Genomic DNA, 16,779 nt, shown 5'->3' with positions numbered 1-16,779 from the left:
ATGAGCAATAAAAGGAGCGGAGGCCGGCAATCGGGAAATTGCATTGCCGCACAGAGGAAGTTTATTTCATCCCGACAGAGCACCAAACCAACGATAACGAGTAAAATCATAAACTTAAAAAAATGGCCCGCTAATTGCTTATGCCCTGCATTCTCCTTCCTGCAGACACACTCATGACCGCTATAAACTGGAACATTGTTGATCGCGTTATCTTCATCAATTTGAAGAAACGCAAAGACCGATTAACCCGCATCACTAAACAACTTAAAAAGCTGGGTTTAACCGCTGAAAAAATCGTTCGCCTGGACGCGATCAAGCATGAAAAGGGCTACATCGGCTGCACGCAATCGCATATCGCCGCGCTGGAGATGGCACGCGATAACGGCTGGGAGCGTGTGCTGATTCTGGAGGATGACTTTAGCTTCAATGAAAACCAGAAAAACTACGACAATCTCAACCGCTACTTTGCCGCCCTGCCGCAAATCAACTGGCAAGTGGCTTTTCTGGCGGCCAATTATCGCCGCGTCACGCCGTTAAAAAGTGTGGACTATATCGTGCGCGCTAACTTCGCGTGGTGCGCATGCGCCTATATCGTGAATCACCGCTATTACACCACGCTGATTGAAAACTATCGCGAGGCGCTGCAGGCGCAATTGCAAGGTGGTGCGCAGGCACAATATGCCCTTGATGTGCACTGGAATAGCCTGATGCAGCAGGATCTTTGGCTGGGCGTATTCCCCAACGCCGGTGCACAACGGCTCGATAAAAGCGATATCGAAAATCGAACGGTAGATTACCGCGCACTCTTCAGAAAACCGTTGAGTCAAATCGTTGCGCCCGCCAAATTCACACCCTCCACTTCAGGCCCAATTAAAGTCGACTTTTACTTCCAGTGGCCACCGGGTTGGACGAACTTTGAATCGGTGATTGAGGCGATGCAGGCCAATCCCGCGTTCGATTGCCGCATCGTGGTGGTGCCTTACCTGAACTGGAAGGCGAGCGATGTTAACGGCGATATTCAGCGTGAGATTCTGCGTGAAAGAGGGCTGGATTACACAGGATTTGAAGACTACCAGTTAGAGGAGCGTCAGCCCGATGTGGTGTTCTTGCAAAACCCTTACGACGAAGCACGCCCCGAATGCTTTCGCAGCGACTACCTGCATGAGCGCGGCGTGAAAATCGCTTACATCCCTTATGCGCTCGATACCGGAATTGGCGCAGAGAGCATGGTGTATCAATATAATTTGCTTTGTCAAAATCTGGCGACGTGGATATTTGCCCGCTCGGAAAAACATAAAACTGAGTTTGCGCTGCAGTGTCAGGCAGGAAATCGCCATGTGCACGTTACCGGCCATCCTAAATTTGACCACTATCAGCGTCGTTTCCATCTCACGGATAACCTGCCGGCTCAAACGGTAACCACCTTCCTGTGGACGCCGCATTTCGTACTGCCTGGCGACCAGAAGATGTACACCACCTTCAGCCTTTACTGCTCGGCGTTCTTAAAACTGATTGAGCGTCAGGACATTCATCTGATCATTCGCCCCCATCCGCTGCTGAGCCAATGGATAGGTGAAGCCAACCCAACGGCACAAAGTCTTTATCAGCAGTTACAGCGCGCGTCGCAGCAACACACCAATCTGGAGTGGAATCTCGGGCATGATTACACGCTGACTTTTGCGCGTTCCGATGCACTCATTGCGGACGCCGGTTCCTTCCTGCTGGAATATCTGCCGTCGAAAAAACCCATCCTCTACCTCACTCACGAAACCTGTCACGGTTTGAACCGCACTGCAGAATTCATTTATGACGCCTACGACGTTGCCTGGTGTGAAAAGGATATTTTCACCTTTGTAGACAACATTGTCGCGGGTCACGATGCAATGAAAGTGCGCCGGGAACAAGTCCTGCGTGAGGAACTGCAGATAGAAGAGAAAACAGCGGGCGAGAAAATCGCTGAAATTATTTGTTCATCACTCAGACCGCAAGCGGCGGAATAAAAAATGAAAAATGTAGCCATAATACTTTCTGGCGGTACAGGCACCCGCTTTGGCAGCGACAAGCCAAAACAATTCGCCAAGTTAGCGGGACGTGCCGTGATTGAATACACCATCGAACGTTTTGAAAAATCGGCCGACATTGATGAAATTATTATCGTCTCACAAAATGAGTACATCGATTACATGTGGGAGTTGGTGGCAAAAAATCAGTGGCACAAAGTGAGTAAAGTGGTGAACGGCGGTAAGGAACGTTTTGACTCAACATATTCCGCGCTGAAAACCCTTATCAACTATGACGGTCATTGTAAAATCTTACTGCATGATGCCGTGCGTCCATTAATTAGCGACACTATTATTCGCAAATGCGTAGATGCACTTGAATCCTTTGACGCCGTAGATGTGGTGATCCCCTCAGCAGATACTTTAGTAGAAGTTCACGATGATGGCTGCATTGCCAATATTCCTCATCGTGCCAGCATGCGCCGAGGCCAGACCCCTCAGGCATTTCGTCTGGAAAAAATTCGCCAGGCTTATGAGAAAGCAGCGGCCATGGGTAAGTTTACGTTTACCTGCGACTGCGGAGTATTGCGTAATATGCTGCCTGAAACGCGTGTTATTACCGTAGAGGGCGATGAGAACAATATTAAAATCACCCATCCACTTGATCTCTTTATCGCAGAGAAATTGCTGCAGGAGAAAAGCTCACACGCATTGAATTCTGCAAATCTCGATTTCCTGCGCGATAAGCATATGGTTATTTTTGGTGGAGGTAGCGGAATTGGTCTGGAGATGATGAAAGTTGCCACGCTGTGTGGGGCCAAAGTACATATTGCCAGTCGTTCACATAATGATATCGACATTACTCATCTCGACAGCGTAAAAAACTATTTAACTGACATTGTTGCCGAGCATGGCAATATTGATTTTATCGTCAACACTGCGGGTGTCTTGATTAAGAAACCGCTCTCCACGCTTACTCAGCAGGAAGTGATGGCGCTGATTAACATTAATTATCTGGGAGCCGTAAACGTGGCAATTGCGGCAAAAGAGCGGTTAATCTGCAACTCCGGCATGTTATTGAATTTCACATCCAGTTCTTACACTCGTGGACGGGCTTTTTACGCCCTTTACTCATCGGCAAAAGCTGCGGTAGTCAATCTGACTCAGGCGCTGGCGGAAGAGTGGATTGAGGATAAAGTCAAAGTGAACTGCATTAATCCTGAGCGTACCGCCACACCGATGAGAACCGTTAATTTTGGCGAGGAACCTGCAGATTCACTGCTACATGCACGAGACGTTGCAGTAAAAAGCCTGGAAGTTCTCGTGACGCAAAGTACTGGTATGGTTATTGATATTCGCAAAAGTAATTGTAAGAATCAGCCCAGCTAACCACCTATCCCAATAAAAAAGGGCGCCGCAGCGCCCTGTGTTTTCTCAGCAACTTATTTGCTGCCGAACATATCTTTAATCCAACCCGCCACGCCGTCAGAATCTTTCTGCTCATTCTGTGGCTGATGTTGTTGCTGCTGTTGCTGTTGCTGCTCTTGTTGCTGCTGCAACTGCTGCTGTTGTTGCTGAACCTGCTCTTGCTGCTGCTGACACAGCGCGTTCGGATCCAGCGACCACACCGGCAACGAACGCCATGTGCTGCTGCCCGTACCGCAGATAAAGTTACCGGCAGAATCGATATTCATCTGCGTGATATCTTCCGGCGGCGTCAGCACCAGCGGCATTGGCGCCTGGTTATCGAGATAGCGACGATAAAGCTGCATTGCACCGCTGGCACCATACAGCTTCGAGGTTTGGTTGTTATCGCGGCCAACCCAGGTAATCGCCACTTCTTTGCCATCAATACCGGCGAACCAGCTATCGATCAGGTCATTGGTGGTACCGGTTTTGCCAGCCAGATGCGCTTTAGGATAACGCGCACCCAGCGCACGCGCAGTACCGTGATCGGCGACCTGCTGCATGGTGTAGAGCGTCAGATACGCCGCCTGCGCCGGTTCAACACGCTGCGCCTGCGGATAGCTCTGATACAGCACCGTGCCATCTTCCGCAATCACCGAACGCACCGCCGACAGCTCAGCGCGGTTACCGCCGCTGGCAATCGACTGGAACGCCTGCGCCACTTCAATCGGCGTCAGGTTCAGTGCACCGAGCAGCATTGACGGCACCGGATGCAGCTGATCTTTCGGCACGCCGAGCTTGTTCCAGGTATCGACCACCGCATCCAGTCCCAGCGTCATACCGAGGTTGACGGTTGGCACGTTCATCGAGTTGGTCAGCGCATCCACCAGCATTACTTTGCCGCTGAAACGACGATCGTCATTCATCGGTTTCCAGATGGTGCCATTCGGCTGTTTCAGCGCAATCGGTTCATCGGCGATCCAGCTGTTGAGGCGATAGCTGTTCGGCTGGCTCAGCGCGGTGAGATAGGTGGCCGGTTTTGCCAGCGAGCCAATCGAACGACGTGCCTGCAGCGCGCGGTTATAACCGGCGAACTGCGGATCGGCACCGCCCACCATGGCGCGCACTTCACCGCTGAAGCGATCCACCACCACCATCGCGGTTTCCAGATCTTTCAGGCCACGCTGTTTTTTCAGCGTTGGAATGCCTTCAATCACCGCTTTCTCTGCGGCATCCTGCGAAATCGCATCCAGCGTGGTGAAAATCTTCACGCCGGAGAGATCTTTCATTTTGTCGCCGAGCTTAGCCTGCAGCTCGTTACGCACCATCTGCATAAATGCCGGCTGAGGCGTGATCACGCCGCCTTTTGGCTGCACGCCAAGCGGACGCGCCGACAGCATGTCATACAGTTCCTGATCGATGACGTTCTGCTGCTGCAACAAACGCAGCACCAGATTACGTCGCTCCAGCGCAAGTTTCGGGTTACGCCATGGATTGTACAGCGATGCGCCTTTCACCATGCCGACCAGCATCGCTTGCTGATCGAGGCTCAGCTCATCCACCGGACGACCGAAGTAGTAAAGGCTCGCCAGCGGGAAACCGCGGATCTGGTCATTACCGGTCTGGCCGAGATACACCTCGTTGAGATACAGCTCGAGGATGCGATCTTTGCTGTAGCGCGCATCCATGATCACCGCCATATAGGCTTCACGCGCTTTACGCCACAGCGAACGCTCGTTGGTGAGGAACAGGTTTTTCACCAGCTGCTGCGTCAGCGTACTACCGCCCTGCACCGCTTTACCGGCGGTGATGTTGGCGAGGAACGCACGACCAATCGAATACGGGCTAATGCCGTCGTGCTCGTAGAAGTGGCGATCTTCAGTGGCGATCAAGGTGCTCACCAGCAGATCCGGGAAACCGGCGCGCGGCACGAACAGACGCTGTTCACCGTTCGGCGACTGCAACATGGTGATCAGGCGCGGATCGAGGCGGAAGAAGCCAAAATCGCGGCCGGTATCGAGGTTTTTAATCTCGCTCAGCTCATTGTTGCTAAAGGTCAGGCGCGCGTTGATCTGCCCCTCTTTGCTGTCCGGGAAATCAAACGGACGGCGCAGCAGATCAATGGTGTTGCCTTTGACGCTAAACTCACCCGGACGGGTAATGCGCGACACTTCGCGATACTGCGTGCCTTCCAGCAGCGCAATCATCTCTTTTTTGTCGTACGACATGCCCGGCTCGAGGCTGACCATGCGGCCATAAACGGCAGCAGGCAGTTGCCACACTTTACCGTCGATGCGGCTGCGGATTTCCGAGTCGAGATAGACGCCCCAGGCAGCCATCACCACCACAAAGACCAGGAAGAGTTTAATCAACCAGCCTAACCAGCGACGTTTGCCGCGTGGCGGACGTTTTTTACTTTTTGGTGGCACCGGTCCACTCTCCTCATCTTCTTCGTCAAAATCGTCCTGATCGATATCATCATCAAGTTCCCTGCGGCGACCCCGACGCGCAGTGCTGCGCGGCGGCTTTGGCGCTTTTCCTTTGCGCCCAATAGGTTCGCGATCGTTCCCAGACATGCTTTTATTCTCCAGGTATTGCTACGGCGGCGGCCGTTACTCTATTTAGTCTACAACTGCTTACTCGTGCTACGCATGGCAGAACCCTCTGAATTCGGTCCACTGCGTTTCACGATGAAAATTTCTTGGTCCGCCTTGTGGGTAAGGCGTTGGCCGGATCGTCCGGCCACGGATGCTTTGGATAGCGCCCTTTCATCTCTTTCTGCACTTCGGGATACGCACCACGCCAGAACGCCGCGAGGTCACGGGTGATCTGCAGCGGACGGTGCGCGGGCGAGAGCAGCTCTAACACCAGCGGTACGCGGCCATCGGCCACCGCTGGGTTCTGTGCTTCGCCAAACATCTCCTGAATCCGCACCGCCAGCGCGGGTGGCTTCTCTGCATCGTAGCGGATCGGCAGGCGGCTTCCGGTCGGCACAGTGTAATGAGTTGGCAGCACAGTATCCAGCCGCTGACGTTGTGACCATGTCAGCAAATGTAATAATGCGCTGACAAGATTGATGCTCTGCAATCCTTTCAGATCGCGTACCGCGCTCATCTCCGGCAGCAGCCAGCTTTCAAGCGTATCGAGCAGGCTTTCATCGTCCAGCGCCGGCCACGCCTCTTCCGGCAGCCACTGCGCGGCACAGTGCACCCGCAAGCGTAGCTGTTCGGCGTCTTCTTTGCAGCCCAGCACCGATAATCCTTTTTCGCGGATCCAGCGCAGCATCGCCGGATGCAATATTTCCGCCTCCGGGCGTGCCTGCGGCTGCGCTTTTAGGACCAGCGCGCCGATCAGTTCGCGTTTCCACGCGCGCAAAGTGCCTTTATCTTCATCCCACTCCACGTCGGTACGCTGCTCAATTAAGGTGGGGCATTCGCGGCGCAGCGCGTCGATATCCACCGGCAGCGCCAGTAACATGCGCGCCTCGGCGGCGCTGGCGCCCTGCAGCAGTGTCGGTGCAATCAGCCACTCATAGCGGCTCAAACCATCCTGCTCGTTAAGCATCGCGCCAATGCCGTTCGCCAGCTGATAGCGCGCGCTGTCGCCACGACGCTGCGCCAGACGATCGGCAAAACCGGCGGCCAGCAGCTGCGGGAACAGGTCGGGATTAATGGTGCCGCCGCTGGTGTTGAGCCGCTTCTGCCACTGACGCGCACGGCGCTGCCAGTGCGGCTGCGGATGATTGAGTGCATCACGCAGATCGGCGCTGCCGCTGCGTGGCGGATCTTCCAGAATCGCCACCAGCAGCGCGGCGCTGGCGATGGCATCGTTGTTTTGCCCGGCGGCCACCAGAATCGCGCTCAGGCGCGGATCGCTGCCCAACGCGGCCATTTTTCGACCGCGCGCGTTGAGCTGGTGATTCTCCAGCGCGCCTAGCTGGGTTAACCGCTCGCACGCCGCACGCAAGTTGCGCGGCGGCGGCGCGTCAAGCCACATAAGCTGCGACGCATTCTGACATCCCCATTGCAGCAGATCGATCTGCAGCGAGGTCAAATCGCTATTGAGAATTTCCGGTTCACTCTGCGCCGCCGCACGCAGCGCCTGCTCTTGTGGCAGTAAGTGCAGGCAGATGCCAGGTTCCAGTCGACCAGCACGACCGGCGCGCTGCGTCATCGACGCCTGGCTGATACGCTGCGTTTGCAGCCGCGTCACGCCGCTGCGCACGTCAAACTGCGCCGAGCGCTCCAGCGCGCTATCGACCACTAAACGGATACCTTCGATGGTCAAGCTGGTTTCGGCGATGTTGGTCGCCAGCACCACTTTGCGGCGGCCCGCCGGAGACGGCAGGATGGCACGGCGTTGTGCCTCCAGCGACAGCGCGGCATATAAAGGAGAAAGATCCACCTCGTCACTGACCCGCGCTTCCAGCTCGCGCTTAACCCGTTCGATCTCCGCCACGCCGGGCAGGAACAGCAGCAGCGATCCTGACTCTTCGCGCAGCAGTTGCGCCACCTCGCGCGCTACCGCTTCTTCAAAACGTTGCTGGCTGTTGAGCGAAGCATAGCGGCGCGTGACCGGGAAGCTGCGGCCCTCAGAGACCACAAAGGGCGCATCCGGCAGCAGCTGACGCAAACGCTGATTATCGAGCGTGGCAGACATCAGCAGGATTTTCAGATCGTCGCGCAATCCTTGCTGCACATCGAGCAGCAGCGCCAGCGCGAGATCGGCCTGCAGGCTGCGTTCGTGGAATTCATCGAGGATCACCAGCGAGACGCCTTCCAGCATCGCATCGCGCTGCAACATGCGCGTCAAAATGCCTTCGGTGACCACTTCGAGGCGCGTGTTGGCACCGCAGCAGTTTTCACCGCGCATGCGATAGCCAACGGTGCCGCCCGGCTGCTCGCCAAGCTGTTCTGCCAGACGCTGCGCCACGTTGCGTGCCGCCAGTCGGCGCGGCTCCAGCATGATGATGCGGCCGGGCAATGGGGCGTGTTGCAGCAGCTGTAACGGCAGCCAGGTTGATTTACCTGCGCCGGTCGGCGCCGCCAGCAACACCTGCGGCGACTGCGCCAGCGCGTCCAGCAACGCAGGCAGCACCTCGCTTACCGGTAACTCACTCAAACTCAACTCCCAAAATGCCTGTGCTAAGATGGCGCGCATTGTAGCACTCTGAGGCGCGGATTACCGGAGGCCAACCTGGCAACGCAACGTCTGTTTTTTGCTCTTGAACTGCCCGCTCCGCTCCAGCAACAACTGGTGCAGTGGCGCGCGGATAATTTTGCTGCCGAAGCCGGGAAACCGGTGGCGGCGGCCAACCTGCACCTGACGCTGGCGTTTCTCGGCGAGGTCAGCGATGAGACGTCACGCAAGCTGCAGCGGCTGGCCTCACGCATCGAACAGCCCGGTTTTGCCCTCGATTTGGATGACGCCGGTCACTGGCCGCGTCCCGGCGTGGTGTGGCTCGGTTGTCAGCGGGCGCCGCGCGGATTACTGCAGCTCGCCAGCCTGCTGCGCGCGCAAGCGGCACGTCATGGCTGCGCACAGAGCCCGCAGCCGTTTCATCCGCATGTCACGCTGTTGCGCCACGCAGCGTCACAGATCGCGCTGCCGCCACGCGGTTTTCACTGGCGCGCCGATATCCGCCATTTTGCGCTGTTCGCTTCGAACGTGACGCGCGGCCGCACACGTTATCAGGCGCTGGCCCGCTGGCCGCTACTATCATCCACAGGAGAGTAAATGGAGTTCGACCCACCGCTTAAACCCGCCCGCTTGATTGCCCGTTACAAACGCTTTTTAGCCGATGTAGTTACGCCAGAAGGTGAAACGCTGACCATTCACTGCGCCAATACCGGCGCGATGACCGGCTGCGCCACGCCGGGCGATACCGTGTGGTATTCGACATCCAGCAGTGCCACGCGGAAATATCCGCACAGTTGGGAACTCACCGAGACCCAACAAGGCCACTGGATCTGCGTGAATACGCTGCGCGCCAATCAGCTGGTGCGCGAGGCGCTGACACTCGACACGATTCCGGAATTATCCGCTTACAGCCGCTGCCAGCCTGAAGTGAAATACGGCACGGAAAAAAGCCGAATTGACTTCCTGCTGCAAGCGGATGGCCGATCCAACTGCTATATTGAAGTCAAGTCCGTCACCCTTTCACAAGCAGGTAAAGGCTATTTTCCGGATGCGGTGACGGCTCGTGGACAGAAACATCTGCGCGAATTGAGCACCATCGTGGCAGAAGGTCATCGAGCCGTTTTGTTGTTCGCAGTTCTGCATACAGGGATTGAGGACGTTTCCCCGGCACGCCATATCGACGTGCACTACGCAGAACTACTGGAACAGGCGCAGCGTGATGGTGTGGAAGTTTTGGCGTATCAAGCTCAAATTTCACCGTTAAAGATATTACTTACGCAACCGATTAACGTAGCGTTGTAATATTTAAGGCAATTTGGTGTGATAGGAATGTTCTGGGCGAGGCGCTGAATACGCGATTGTTCAGAGGCTTGTCAAGTAGTGGTCAGGAATAATTGCCAACCTTGATGGCTTCTGCTATTTATAGCGGCCTGTTTTTTCCCTTTATGGGAATCGATAAGCCCTAAATCGTTTAGGTTGCAGGCACACAGTCAACACACATGCAACTTGACGTATCTAGGGAAGTGCGTGTTATCCAGGAGAAACAACATGCAAGAAGGGCAAAACCGTAAAACATCGTCCCTGAGTATCCTCGCCATCGCTGGAGTGGAGCCGTATCAGGTGAAACCGGGCGAAGAGTATATGAACGACGCCCAGCTAGGCCATTTCCGTAAGATTCTGGAAGCCTGGCGCAACCAACTTCGGGATGAAGTAGATCGCACTGTGTCACATATGCAGGACGAAGCTGCCAACTTCCCGGATCCGGTCGACCGTGCTGCGCAGGAAGAAGAGTTCAGCCTGGAATTGCGTAACCGCGATCGTGAGCGCAAACTCATTAAAAAGATTGAGAAAACGCTCAAGAAAGTGGATGACGACGATTTCGGTTACTGCGACTCCTGCGGTGTAGAAATTGGTATTCGCCGCCTTGAAGCGCGTCCGACTGCCGATCTCTGCATTGACTGCAAAACGCTGGCAGAAATCCGCGAGAAGCAGATGGCTGGCTAATGGCCGTAAGCAAATTGCTACCGCACAGCCGGGAAAATCCCTGTTTTCCCGACGTGCGGTACACTTCGTTATGAATCCCTCAAACTGCATTGGGCGTTTCGCTCCCTCCCCTTCTGGTGACCTCCATTTTGGTTCGCTGATTGCTGCGTTAGGCAGTTACCTGAGTGCGCGCGCGCAACAGGGACGCTGGCTGGTGCGCATCGAAGATATCGATCCCCCGCGTGAAGTTCCCGGTGCCGCAACGCGTATTTTGCAGCAGCTGGAACATTATGGTCTTTACTGGGATGGCGACGTTTTATGGCAGTCACAGCGCCACGATGCCTATCGCGCCGCGCTAAGCTGGCTGCAAACGCATCGACAAAGTTACTTCTGCACCTGCACGCGTAGCCGCATCCAGCAGCTGGGCGGTTTTTACGATGGTCACTGCCGCGATTTGCAGCTGCCGCCGGACAACGCCGCGCTGCGCCTGCGTCAGCATGCGCCGGTTAGCGGCTTTGACGATCGCCTGCGTGGCCATTTACAGGCTGAAGCGCAGCTGGCGCAGGAAGATTTTATTATCCATCGCCGTGATGGGCTGTTTGCCTACAATCTCGCGGTGGTGGTTGATGACCATTTTCAGGGCGTAACGGAAATCGTGCGCGGCGCGGATTTGATTGAGCCCACGGTGCGCCAGATTGCGCTGTATCAGCAGTTTGCCTGGCCTGTGCCGGATTACCTGCATTTGCCACTGGCGGTCAACCGTGAAGGCAACAAGCTTTCCAAGCAGAATCATGCGCCCGCGCTGCCCGCTGGCGATGCGCGGCCGCTGCTGGTGCAGGCTTTACGCTTTCTTGGTCAGCCGGTTTCGGCTGGCTGGCAGGATGAATCGCTGGAAAGCCTGTTGAAACAGGCCGTCGCGCAGTGGAATATCCGCCTGATTCCGTTGCAGAACGGTCTTAAAGAGGATGAAACGACATCACCATTCCTAAATGGTTCTCAACAGGCTATGATTAGCCGCTGATTTTATTAACACCCTTTTTCTCACTGTCGAGGTGTCCCATTTTTACCCGAGTCGCTAATTTTTGCCGGAGAGTCCTCAAGCGTGATGAGGAGGCGCCTGAAGAGGTGGAAGCTGAAAGTCCTGGTCAGATGACTGTCATTCCACGAGAAAGCCACAACATCTCACGCAAAGATATCAGCGAAAACGCCCTCAAAGTGCTCTATCGCCTGAACAAAGCCGGATTCGAAGCCTACCTGGTTGGCGGCGGCGTGCGCGATTTGCTGCTCGGCAGCAAGCCGAAAGACTTTGATATCACCACCAACGCCACGCCTGAACAGATGCGTAAGCTGTTCCGCAACTGCCGTTTGGTGGGTCGTCGTTTTCGTCTGGCACATGTGATGTTCGGTCCGGAAGTGATCGAAGTCGCCACCTTCCGTGGTCATCATCATGAAGAGAGCGAAGAAGATCGCAACAGCTCGCAGCGCGGCCAAAACGGCATGCTGCTGCGTGATAACATTTTCGGCAGCATTGAAGACGATGCACAGCGCCGCGATCTCACCATCAACAGCCTCTATTACAGCGTGGCCGATTTCACCGTACGTGATTACGTCGGTGGCTTGCACGATTTGCACGAAGGCATCATTCGCATGATTGGCGATCCGGAAACGCGCTACCGCGAAGATCCGGTGCGCATGCTGCGTGTGGTGCGCTTCGCCGCCAAGCTGCAGATGCGTATCGCGGCAGAAACGGCCGAGCCGATTCCGCGTCTGGCAACGCTGCTGAATGACATTCCGCCGGCGCGCATGTTTGAAGAGTCGCTCAAGCTGCTGCAGGCCGGTTACGGCTACCGCACCTATCAGATGATGCGTGAATATCAGCTGTTCCAGCCGCTGTTCCCGATGCTGACGCGCGGTTTCACCGCCGAAAGCGACAGCCTGATGGAGCGTATGCTGGCGCAGGTTCTGAAAAATACGGATACCCGCTTGCAAAATGATATGCGCGTCAATCCGGCCTTCCTGTTTGCCGCAATGTTCTGGTATCCGCAGCTGGAATCCGCCGAACGCATTGCGCAGGAAAGCGGCCTGACTTATTACGATGCTTTCGCCTTGTCGATGAACGAAACGCTGGATGAAGCCTGCCGCGCGCTGGCGATTCCCAAGCGTATCACCACGCTGATTCGTGATATCTGGCAGCTGCAGCTGCGCATGTCGCGTCGTCACGGCAAACGTGCGTGGAAGCTGATGGAGCATCCTAAGTTCCGTGCCGCTTACGATTTGATGGCGCTGCGTGCCGACGTGGAAAACAATCCTGAGCTGCAAAAGCTGACGCATTGGTGGGGCGAGTTCCAGGCGGCGGCACCGGTGCAGCAGAAAACCATGATGACCACGCTGGGCGACGATCCGGCCCCGCGCCGTAAACCGCGCCGTCCGCGTCGCCGTCCAACCGGGCCTCGCACAAACAGTCCGCAATGACCCGCGTTTACCTCGCTTTAGGCAGTAATCTGGCCGATCCGCTGCATCAGGTTGATGCAGCGTTGGCCGCGCTCGATGCCATTCCACATACCTCGCGCATCGCCACATCTTCCCTGTATCGCACGCCGCCGTACGGCCCGCCGGATCAGCCTGATTACCTTAATGCGGTAGTGGCGCTGAAAACCGCGCTAGACGCTGAGGCGCTGCTCGATCATACCCAGCGCATTGAGCTGCAACACGGTCGCGTGCGCAAAGCTGAACGCTGGGGACCGCGCACGCTGGATCTCGATATCATGCTATTTGGCAACCAGACCATCAACACGCCGCGCCTGACCGTGCCGCACTACGACATGCACAATCGCGCATTTATGCTGGTACCGCTGCTGGAAATTGCCCCGCAATTGTCGCTGCCGAATGGACAAGCCTTATCTGTGATTCTTGCCACCCTGGATCGCAGCGCTATCCGTTTGTGGTCTGAGTAAGCCGTAGTACACTGCGCGCATCAGAAAACTCTGGAGCGTGTGATGAAACCAACAACCCTCTCCCATTTACGCCAACTCAAAACCAGCGGGCGCAAATTTGCCACGCTGACGGCGTACGACTTCAGTTTTGCCCGCCTGTTTGCCGATGAAGGCATTCAGGTAATGCTGATTGGCGACTCGCTCGGCATGACCGTGCAGGGCCACGAATCGACCTTGCCGGTCACCGTGGACGATATCGCCTATCACACCGCCGCCGTGCGCCGTGGCGCGCCGCTGGCGCTGCTGATGGCCGATCTGCCGTTTATGAGTTACGCCACGCCAGAACAGACGTTTACTAACGCCGCACAGCTGATGCGCGCCGGCGCCAATATGGTGAAGCTGGAAGGCGGCGAGTGGCTGGCGGAAACCGTGCGTATGCTAACCGAGCGCGCTGTCCCGGTGTGCGGCCATTTGGGCCTGACGCCGCAGTCGGTGAACATCTTCGGTGGCTATAAAGTACAGGGCCGCGATGAAGCCGCCGCTGAACGTCTGCTGGCCGATGCGCTGGCGCTGGAAGCCGCCGGTATGCAGCTGCTGGTATTGGAGTGCGTGCCGGTGGCGCTGGCGGAACGCATCACTAAAGCGCTGTCGGTGCCGGTGATCGGCATCGGCGCGGGCAACGTCACTGACGGCCAGATTCTGGTGATGCACGACGCCTTTGGCATTACCGGCGGTCACGTTCCCAAATTTGCCAAAAATTTCCTCGCAGAAACCGGCGACATTCGTGCAGCGATTCGCCAATATATCGCCGACGTTGAAGCGGGCCTTTATCCAGCCGCTGAACACAGTTTCCAGTAAATCAGGAGATTTGCAGTGCTGATCATTGAAACACTGCCGATGCTGCGTCGTGAGATTCGTCGCTGGCGTCAGGCAGGTAAACGTATCGCGCTGGTGCCCACCATGGGCAACCTGCACGACGGTCATCTAACGTTGGTCGATGAAGCGCGCGAGCGCGCTGATGTTGTGGTGGTCTCAATTTTCGTCAATCCGATGCAGTTTGATCGTCCCGACGATTTAGCGCGCTATCCGCGCACGCTGCAGGACGACTGCGAGAAGCTGAATCGTCATAGCGTGGATCTGGTGTTTGCACCCGCACCGGCCGATGTTTATCCCAAAGGCCTGGATAGCCAAACCTTTGTGGAAGTGCCGGGTTTATCATCGCTGCTGGAAGGCGCCAGCCGTCCGGGACACTTCCGCGGCGTCTCCACCATCGTCAGCAAACTGTTTAATCTGGTGCAGCCAGACATCGCCTGCTTCGGCGAGAAGGATTTCCAGCAGCTGGCGATTATCCGCAAGATGGTGGCGGATATGGGCTTCGATATCGAGATTGTGGGCGTGCCAACGGTACGCGCAAAAGATGGTCTGGCGCTGAGTTCGCGCAATGGCTATCTCACCGCCGACGAGCGTAACATCGCGTCCGGTCTTAGCCAGGTGATGAACAGCATGGCCGAACGTCTGAGCAACGGCGAGCGCCATGTTGAAGAGATTATCGAGCAAGCGGAAGTGGCGTTGCGTGAGAAGGGTTTCCGTCCGGATGGACTGGCGATTTGCGATGCCGAAACCTTACAAGCGCTGAACGTGGACAGCCAGCGCGCGGTGATTTTGATGGCCGCATGGCTTGGCAATGCACGTCTGATTGATAATCAGCAAGTGGATCTGACGGAGTAGTTTTCCGTTGTTTATTGGCAGCTTAACAAGGTTAGACAGTTATGATTCGCACCGTACTTCAAGGCAAACTGCATCGCGTTAAAGTCACTCAGGCAGATTTGCATTACGAAGGTTCCTGCGCCATTGACCAGGATTTCCTCGACGCCTCCGGCATTCTGCAATACGAAGCCATCGATATTTACAACGTCACCAACGGCCAGCGTTTTTCAACCTACGCAATTGCCGCTGAACGTGGCTCGAAGATCATCTCAGTCAACGGTGCCGCCGCACGCTGCGCCTGCGCCGGTGACATCATGATCATCTGCTCTTACGTGCAGGTCGAAGATGAAGTCGCACGCAGCTGGCAGCCGAAAGTTGCCTACTTCGAAGGCGATAACGAAATGAAGCGCCTCGCTAAGGCGTTGCCGGTTCAGGTGGCCTAAACTCAGGGGCGCCCAAAGCGGCGCCCTTTTTCGATTCCCACAACCCGCAGCCTTCTAAGGAATGCCGGTTTCGACTTTAAATTCCAGCCTCAGCGTGCCTGAGTACTGACCCGCCGCCTTAGTCGCGTGATCAAAGGCCGGTGTCGATAAGCGTAATCGTCCCAGCGTACAGGCCACCGGAACATTGATTCCCGGCAACATTACCAAGCGGTAGTCACCGTAGTCGTTACGGGGAATGATCAGCGCGGACTGGTTAGTGAATTGACGTGTTATGCCATTCCACTCCACGAATGCCTGAAAATCAATACGCTGGCTTTTATCCGTGTTCAAAGCGCCTTGTTTAATAATCGTGAAATCGGTACTGCTGCGATCGGGCAACATTACGCCATCAGAGAGCGTTAATTGCAGAGATTGACTGTTGGCGCCATAACCATCATACATGCACATATCCAGATAGCTTTGGCCTGCGCCCGCCATATTTTTTCCCGTATCGCGCAAGTTAAGGGCTATACGCGGCGTAGCGGTATGAAATGCGGGGAAATAGAGTTGCGCCGCATTGTCATCAACATTCAATTGAATATGCACGCGCCATTCCGCCGCTTTTTGAAACGGCTCTCCCTGCATCACATTTATTTTTAAATCGGCTTCCCATATGCCGCCGCTGGGCAACAGCGCGAGCTGAGCTGTGCTGATATATACGCTCAGGCCTGATCCCTGCCGCAAATAGCCGATGCAGTTTGGCGTGAACCGATCGTTAATAGCATAGTGTTCATTGGTAAAAAAACCGCCACTACAGCGTGCTGCCTCACCACGCCCATAAGCCTGCCGGTAAGCGCCCAATTTCAGATTGACGCTATTTTTCGTTTTACGCTCGGTGAAAGTTAATACGATTTCAGATTCTGCTTCGCCGCCAGAGTATTTCGTGCTGGTTTCACAGGCCCCGTGCTGCGGATCAGTAGATGAATCACATAAATAGGTGCCATAGCCCCAGCGCCGTGGTTCATCTCCCTTCCAGCCAGCAATTTCACGTACAAAAATATTAATTTTGGCCGGTAGTTTTTGTTTGGATAGAGCGGCGGTGACAATTTTATTAATATCACTCGCTTCCTGATCGGCATGGGCCACCGGCGCGATTAACATCGTGCCGCACATTATTATGCCTACCCA

14 protein-coding genes are annotated in these 16,779 nt (G+C 55.6%); 11 read left to right on the top strand and 3 right to left on the bottom strand.

From position 1 onward, the window contains the following. Positions 1-173 precede the first annotated feature (173 nt). Both PO881_RS03695 and PO881_RS03690 read left to right on the top strand, forming a co-directional pair. Positions 174-2,000 carry a glycosyltransferase family 25 protein gene (locus PO881_RS03695; RefSeq protein WP_280172471.1) on the top strand — a complete coding sequence of 609 codons (1,827 nt, stop codon included), beginning with the start codon at positions 174-176 and terminating at the stop codon, positions 1,998-2,000. 3 nt (positions 2,001-2,003) lie between these two features. Then, a complete protein-coding gene (locus tag PO881_RS03690; RefSeq protein WP_280172470.1) occupies positions 2,004-3,389 on the top strand; it encodes a bifunctional cytidylyltransferase/SDR family oxidoreductase in 1,386 nt (461 codons plus the stop codon). A 53-nt stretch (positions 3,390-3,442) separates the two neighbouring features. Here PO881_RS03690 and mrcB read toward each other — a convergent pair whose 3' ends face one another. Together mrcB and hrpB are read right to left on the bottom strand one after the other, a co-directional pair. Beyond that, on the bottom strand, positions 3,443-5,983 hold the full coding sequence (mrcB, locus tag PO881_RS03685; protein ID WP_280172469.1) for a bifunctional glycosyl transferase/transpeptidase: 2,541 nt from the start codon (positions 5,981-5,983) through the stop codon (positions 3,443-3,445). Between the two features lie 109 nt (positions 5,984-6,092). Continuing rightward, positions 6,093-8,567, bottom strand: coding sequence for an ATP-dependent helicase HrpB (gene hrpB, locus PO881_RS03680; RefSeq protein ID WP_280172468.1), 2,475 nt, complete (start codon positions 8,565-8,567; stop codon positions 6,093-6,095). 36 nt (positions 8,568-8,603) lie between these two features. Here hrpB and thpR point away from each other — a divergent pair, with 36 nt between their 5' ends. From thpR to panD, 9 genes are all read left to right on the top strand, one after another. Then, positions 8,604-9,143: an RNA 2',3'-cyclic phosphodiesterase gene (thpR, locus tag PO881_RS03675; protein WP_280172869.1), complete on the top strand. Its 540-nt coding sequence runs from the start codon at positions 8,604-8,606 to the stop codon at positions 9,141-9,143. Then, positions 9,144-9,848 carry a DNA/RNA nuclease SfsA gene (sfsA, locus tag PO881_RS03670; protein ID WP_280172467.1) on the top strand — a complete coding sequence of 235 codons (705 nt, stop codon included), beginning with the start codon at positions 9,144-9,146 and terminating at the stop codon, positions 9,846-9,848. 246 nt (positions 9,849-10,094) lie between these two features. Further along, positions 10,095-10,550 (top strand): RNA polymerase-binding protein DksA, encoded by a 456-nt coding sequence (gene dksA / locus PO881_RS03665; protein WP_007888770.1) that lies wholly within the window; start codon positions 10,095-10,097, stop codon positions 10,548-10,550. 70 nt (positions 10,551-10,620) lie between these two features. Beyond that, the gene (gene gluQRS / locus PO881_RS03660; protein WP_192412365.1) at positions 10,621-11,550 is read left to right on the top strand and encodes a tRNA glutamyl-Q(34) synthetase GluQRS; all 930 of its coding nucleotides are present in this window, start codon (positions 10,621-10,623) and stop codon (positions 11,548-11,550) included. Between the two features lie 38 nt (positions 11,551-11,588). Further along, a complete protein-coding gene (gene pcnB / locus PO881_RS03655; RefSeq protein WP_206098210.1) occupies positions 11,589-13,001 on the top strand; it encodes a polynucleotide adenylyltransferase PcnB in 1,413 nt (470 codons plus the stop codon). Continuing rightward, positions 12,998-13,483 (top strand): 2-amino-4-hydroxy-6-hydroxymethyldihydropteridine diphosphokinase, encoded by a 486-nt coding sequence (gene folK, locus PO881_RS03650; RefSeq protein ID WP_192412368.1) that lies wholly within the window; start codon positions 12,998-13,000, stop codon positions 13,481-13,483. Before pcnB ends, folK begins: the two co-directional genes overlap by 4 nt. Positions 13,484-13,525: 42 nt before the next feature. Then, positions 13,526-14,320 carry a 3-methyl-2-oxobutanoate hydroxymethyltransferase gene (gene panB, locus PO881_RS03645; protein ID WP_192412370.1) on the top strand — a complete coding sequence of 265 codons (795 nt, stop codon included), beginning with the start codon at positions 13,526-13,528 and terminating at the stop codon, positions 14,318-14,320. 15 nt (positions 14,321-14,335) lie between these two features. After that, positions 14,336-15,190, top strand: a complete 855-nt coding sequence (panC, locus tag PO881_RS03640) for a pantoate--beta-alanine ligase (protein ID WP_192412372.1) — start codon at positions 14,336-14,338, stop codon at positions 15,188-15,190. A gap of 41 nt (positions 15,191-15,231) precedes the next feature. Further along, on the top strand, positions 15,232-15,612 hold the full coding sequence (gene panD, locus PO881_RS03635) for an aspartate 1-decarboxylase (protein ID WP_007888760.1): 381 nt from the start codon (positions 15,232-15,234) through the stop codon (positions 15,610-15,612). 54 nt (positions 15,613-15,666) lie between these two features. Here panD and PO881_RS03630 read toward each other — a convergent pair whose 3' ends face one another. Continuing rightward, the gene (locus PO881_RS03630) at positions 15,667-16,752 is read right to left on the bottom strand and encodes a CfaE/CblD family pilus tip adhesin (protein WP_280172466.1); all 1,086 of its coding nucleotides are present in this window, start codon (positions 16,750-16,752) and stop codon (positions 15,667-15,669) included. Positions 16,753-16,779 lie beyond the last annotated feature (27 nt).

It is taken from the genome of Pantoea sp. SS70, from assembly GCF_029866845.1.
GTDB lineage: Bacteria > Pseudomonadota > Gammaproteobacteria > Enterobacterales > Enterobacteriaceae > Pantoea > Pantoea leporis.
This window is presented reverse-complemented; position numbering and strand designations above follow the sequence as displayed.

Excerpts from the sequence above, each read along its gene's own strand:
- PO881_RS03695 (WP_280172471.1), top strand. The coding sequence starts at position 174 with ATGACCGCTATAAACTGGAACATTGTTGATCGCGTTATCTTCATCAAT.
- PO881_RS03690 (WP_280172470.1), top strand. The coding sequence starts at position 2,004 with ATGAAAAATGTAGCCATAATACTTTCTGGCGGTACAGGCACCCGCTTT.
- mrcB (WP_280172469.1), bottom strand. The coding sequence starts at position 5,983 with ATGTCTGGGAACGATCGCGAACCTATTGGGCGCAAAGGAAAAGCGCCA.
- hrpB (WP_280172468.1), bottom strand. The coding sequence starts at position 8,567 with ATGCGCGCCATCTTAGCACAGGCATTTTGGGAGTTGAGTTTGAGTGAG.
- sfsA (WP_280172467.1), top strand. The coding sequence starts at position 9,144 with ATGGAGTTCGACCCACCGCTTAAACCCGCCCGCTTGATTGCCCGTTAC.
- dksA (WP_007888770.1), top strand. The coding sequence starts at position 10,095 with ATGCAAGAAGGGCAAAACCGTAAAACATCGTCCCTGAGTATCCTCGCC.
- gluQRS (WP_192412365.1), top strand. The coding sequence starts at position 10,621 with ATGAATCCCTCAAACTGCATTGGGCGTTTCGCTCCCTCCCCTTCTGGT.
- folK (WP_192412368.1), top strand. The coding sequence starts at position 12,998 with ATGACCCGCGTTTACCTCGCTTTAGGCAGTAATCTGGCCGATCCGCTG.
- panB (WP_192412370.1), top strand. The coding sequence starts at position 13,526 with ATGAAACCAACAACCCTCTCCCATTTACGCCAACTCAAAACCAGCGGG.
- panD (WP_007888760.1), top strand. The coding sequence starts at position 15,232 with ATGATTCGCACCGTACTTCAAGGCAAACTGCATCGCGTTAAAGTCACT.
- PO881_RS03630 (WP_280172466.1), bottom strand. The coding sequence starts at position 16,752 with ATGTTAATCGCGCCGGTGGCCCATGCCGATCAGGAAGCGAGTGATATT.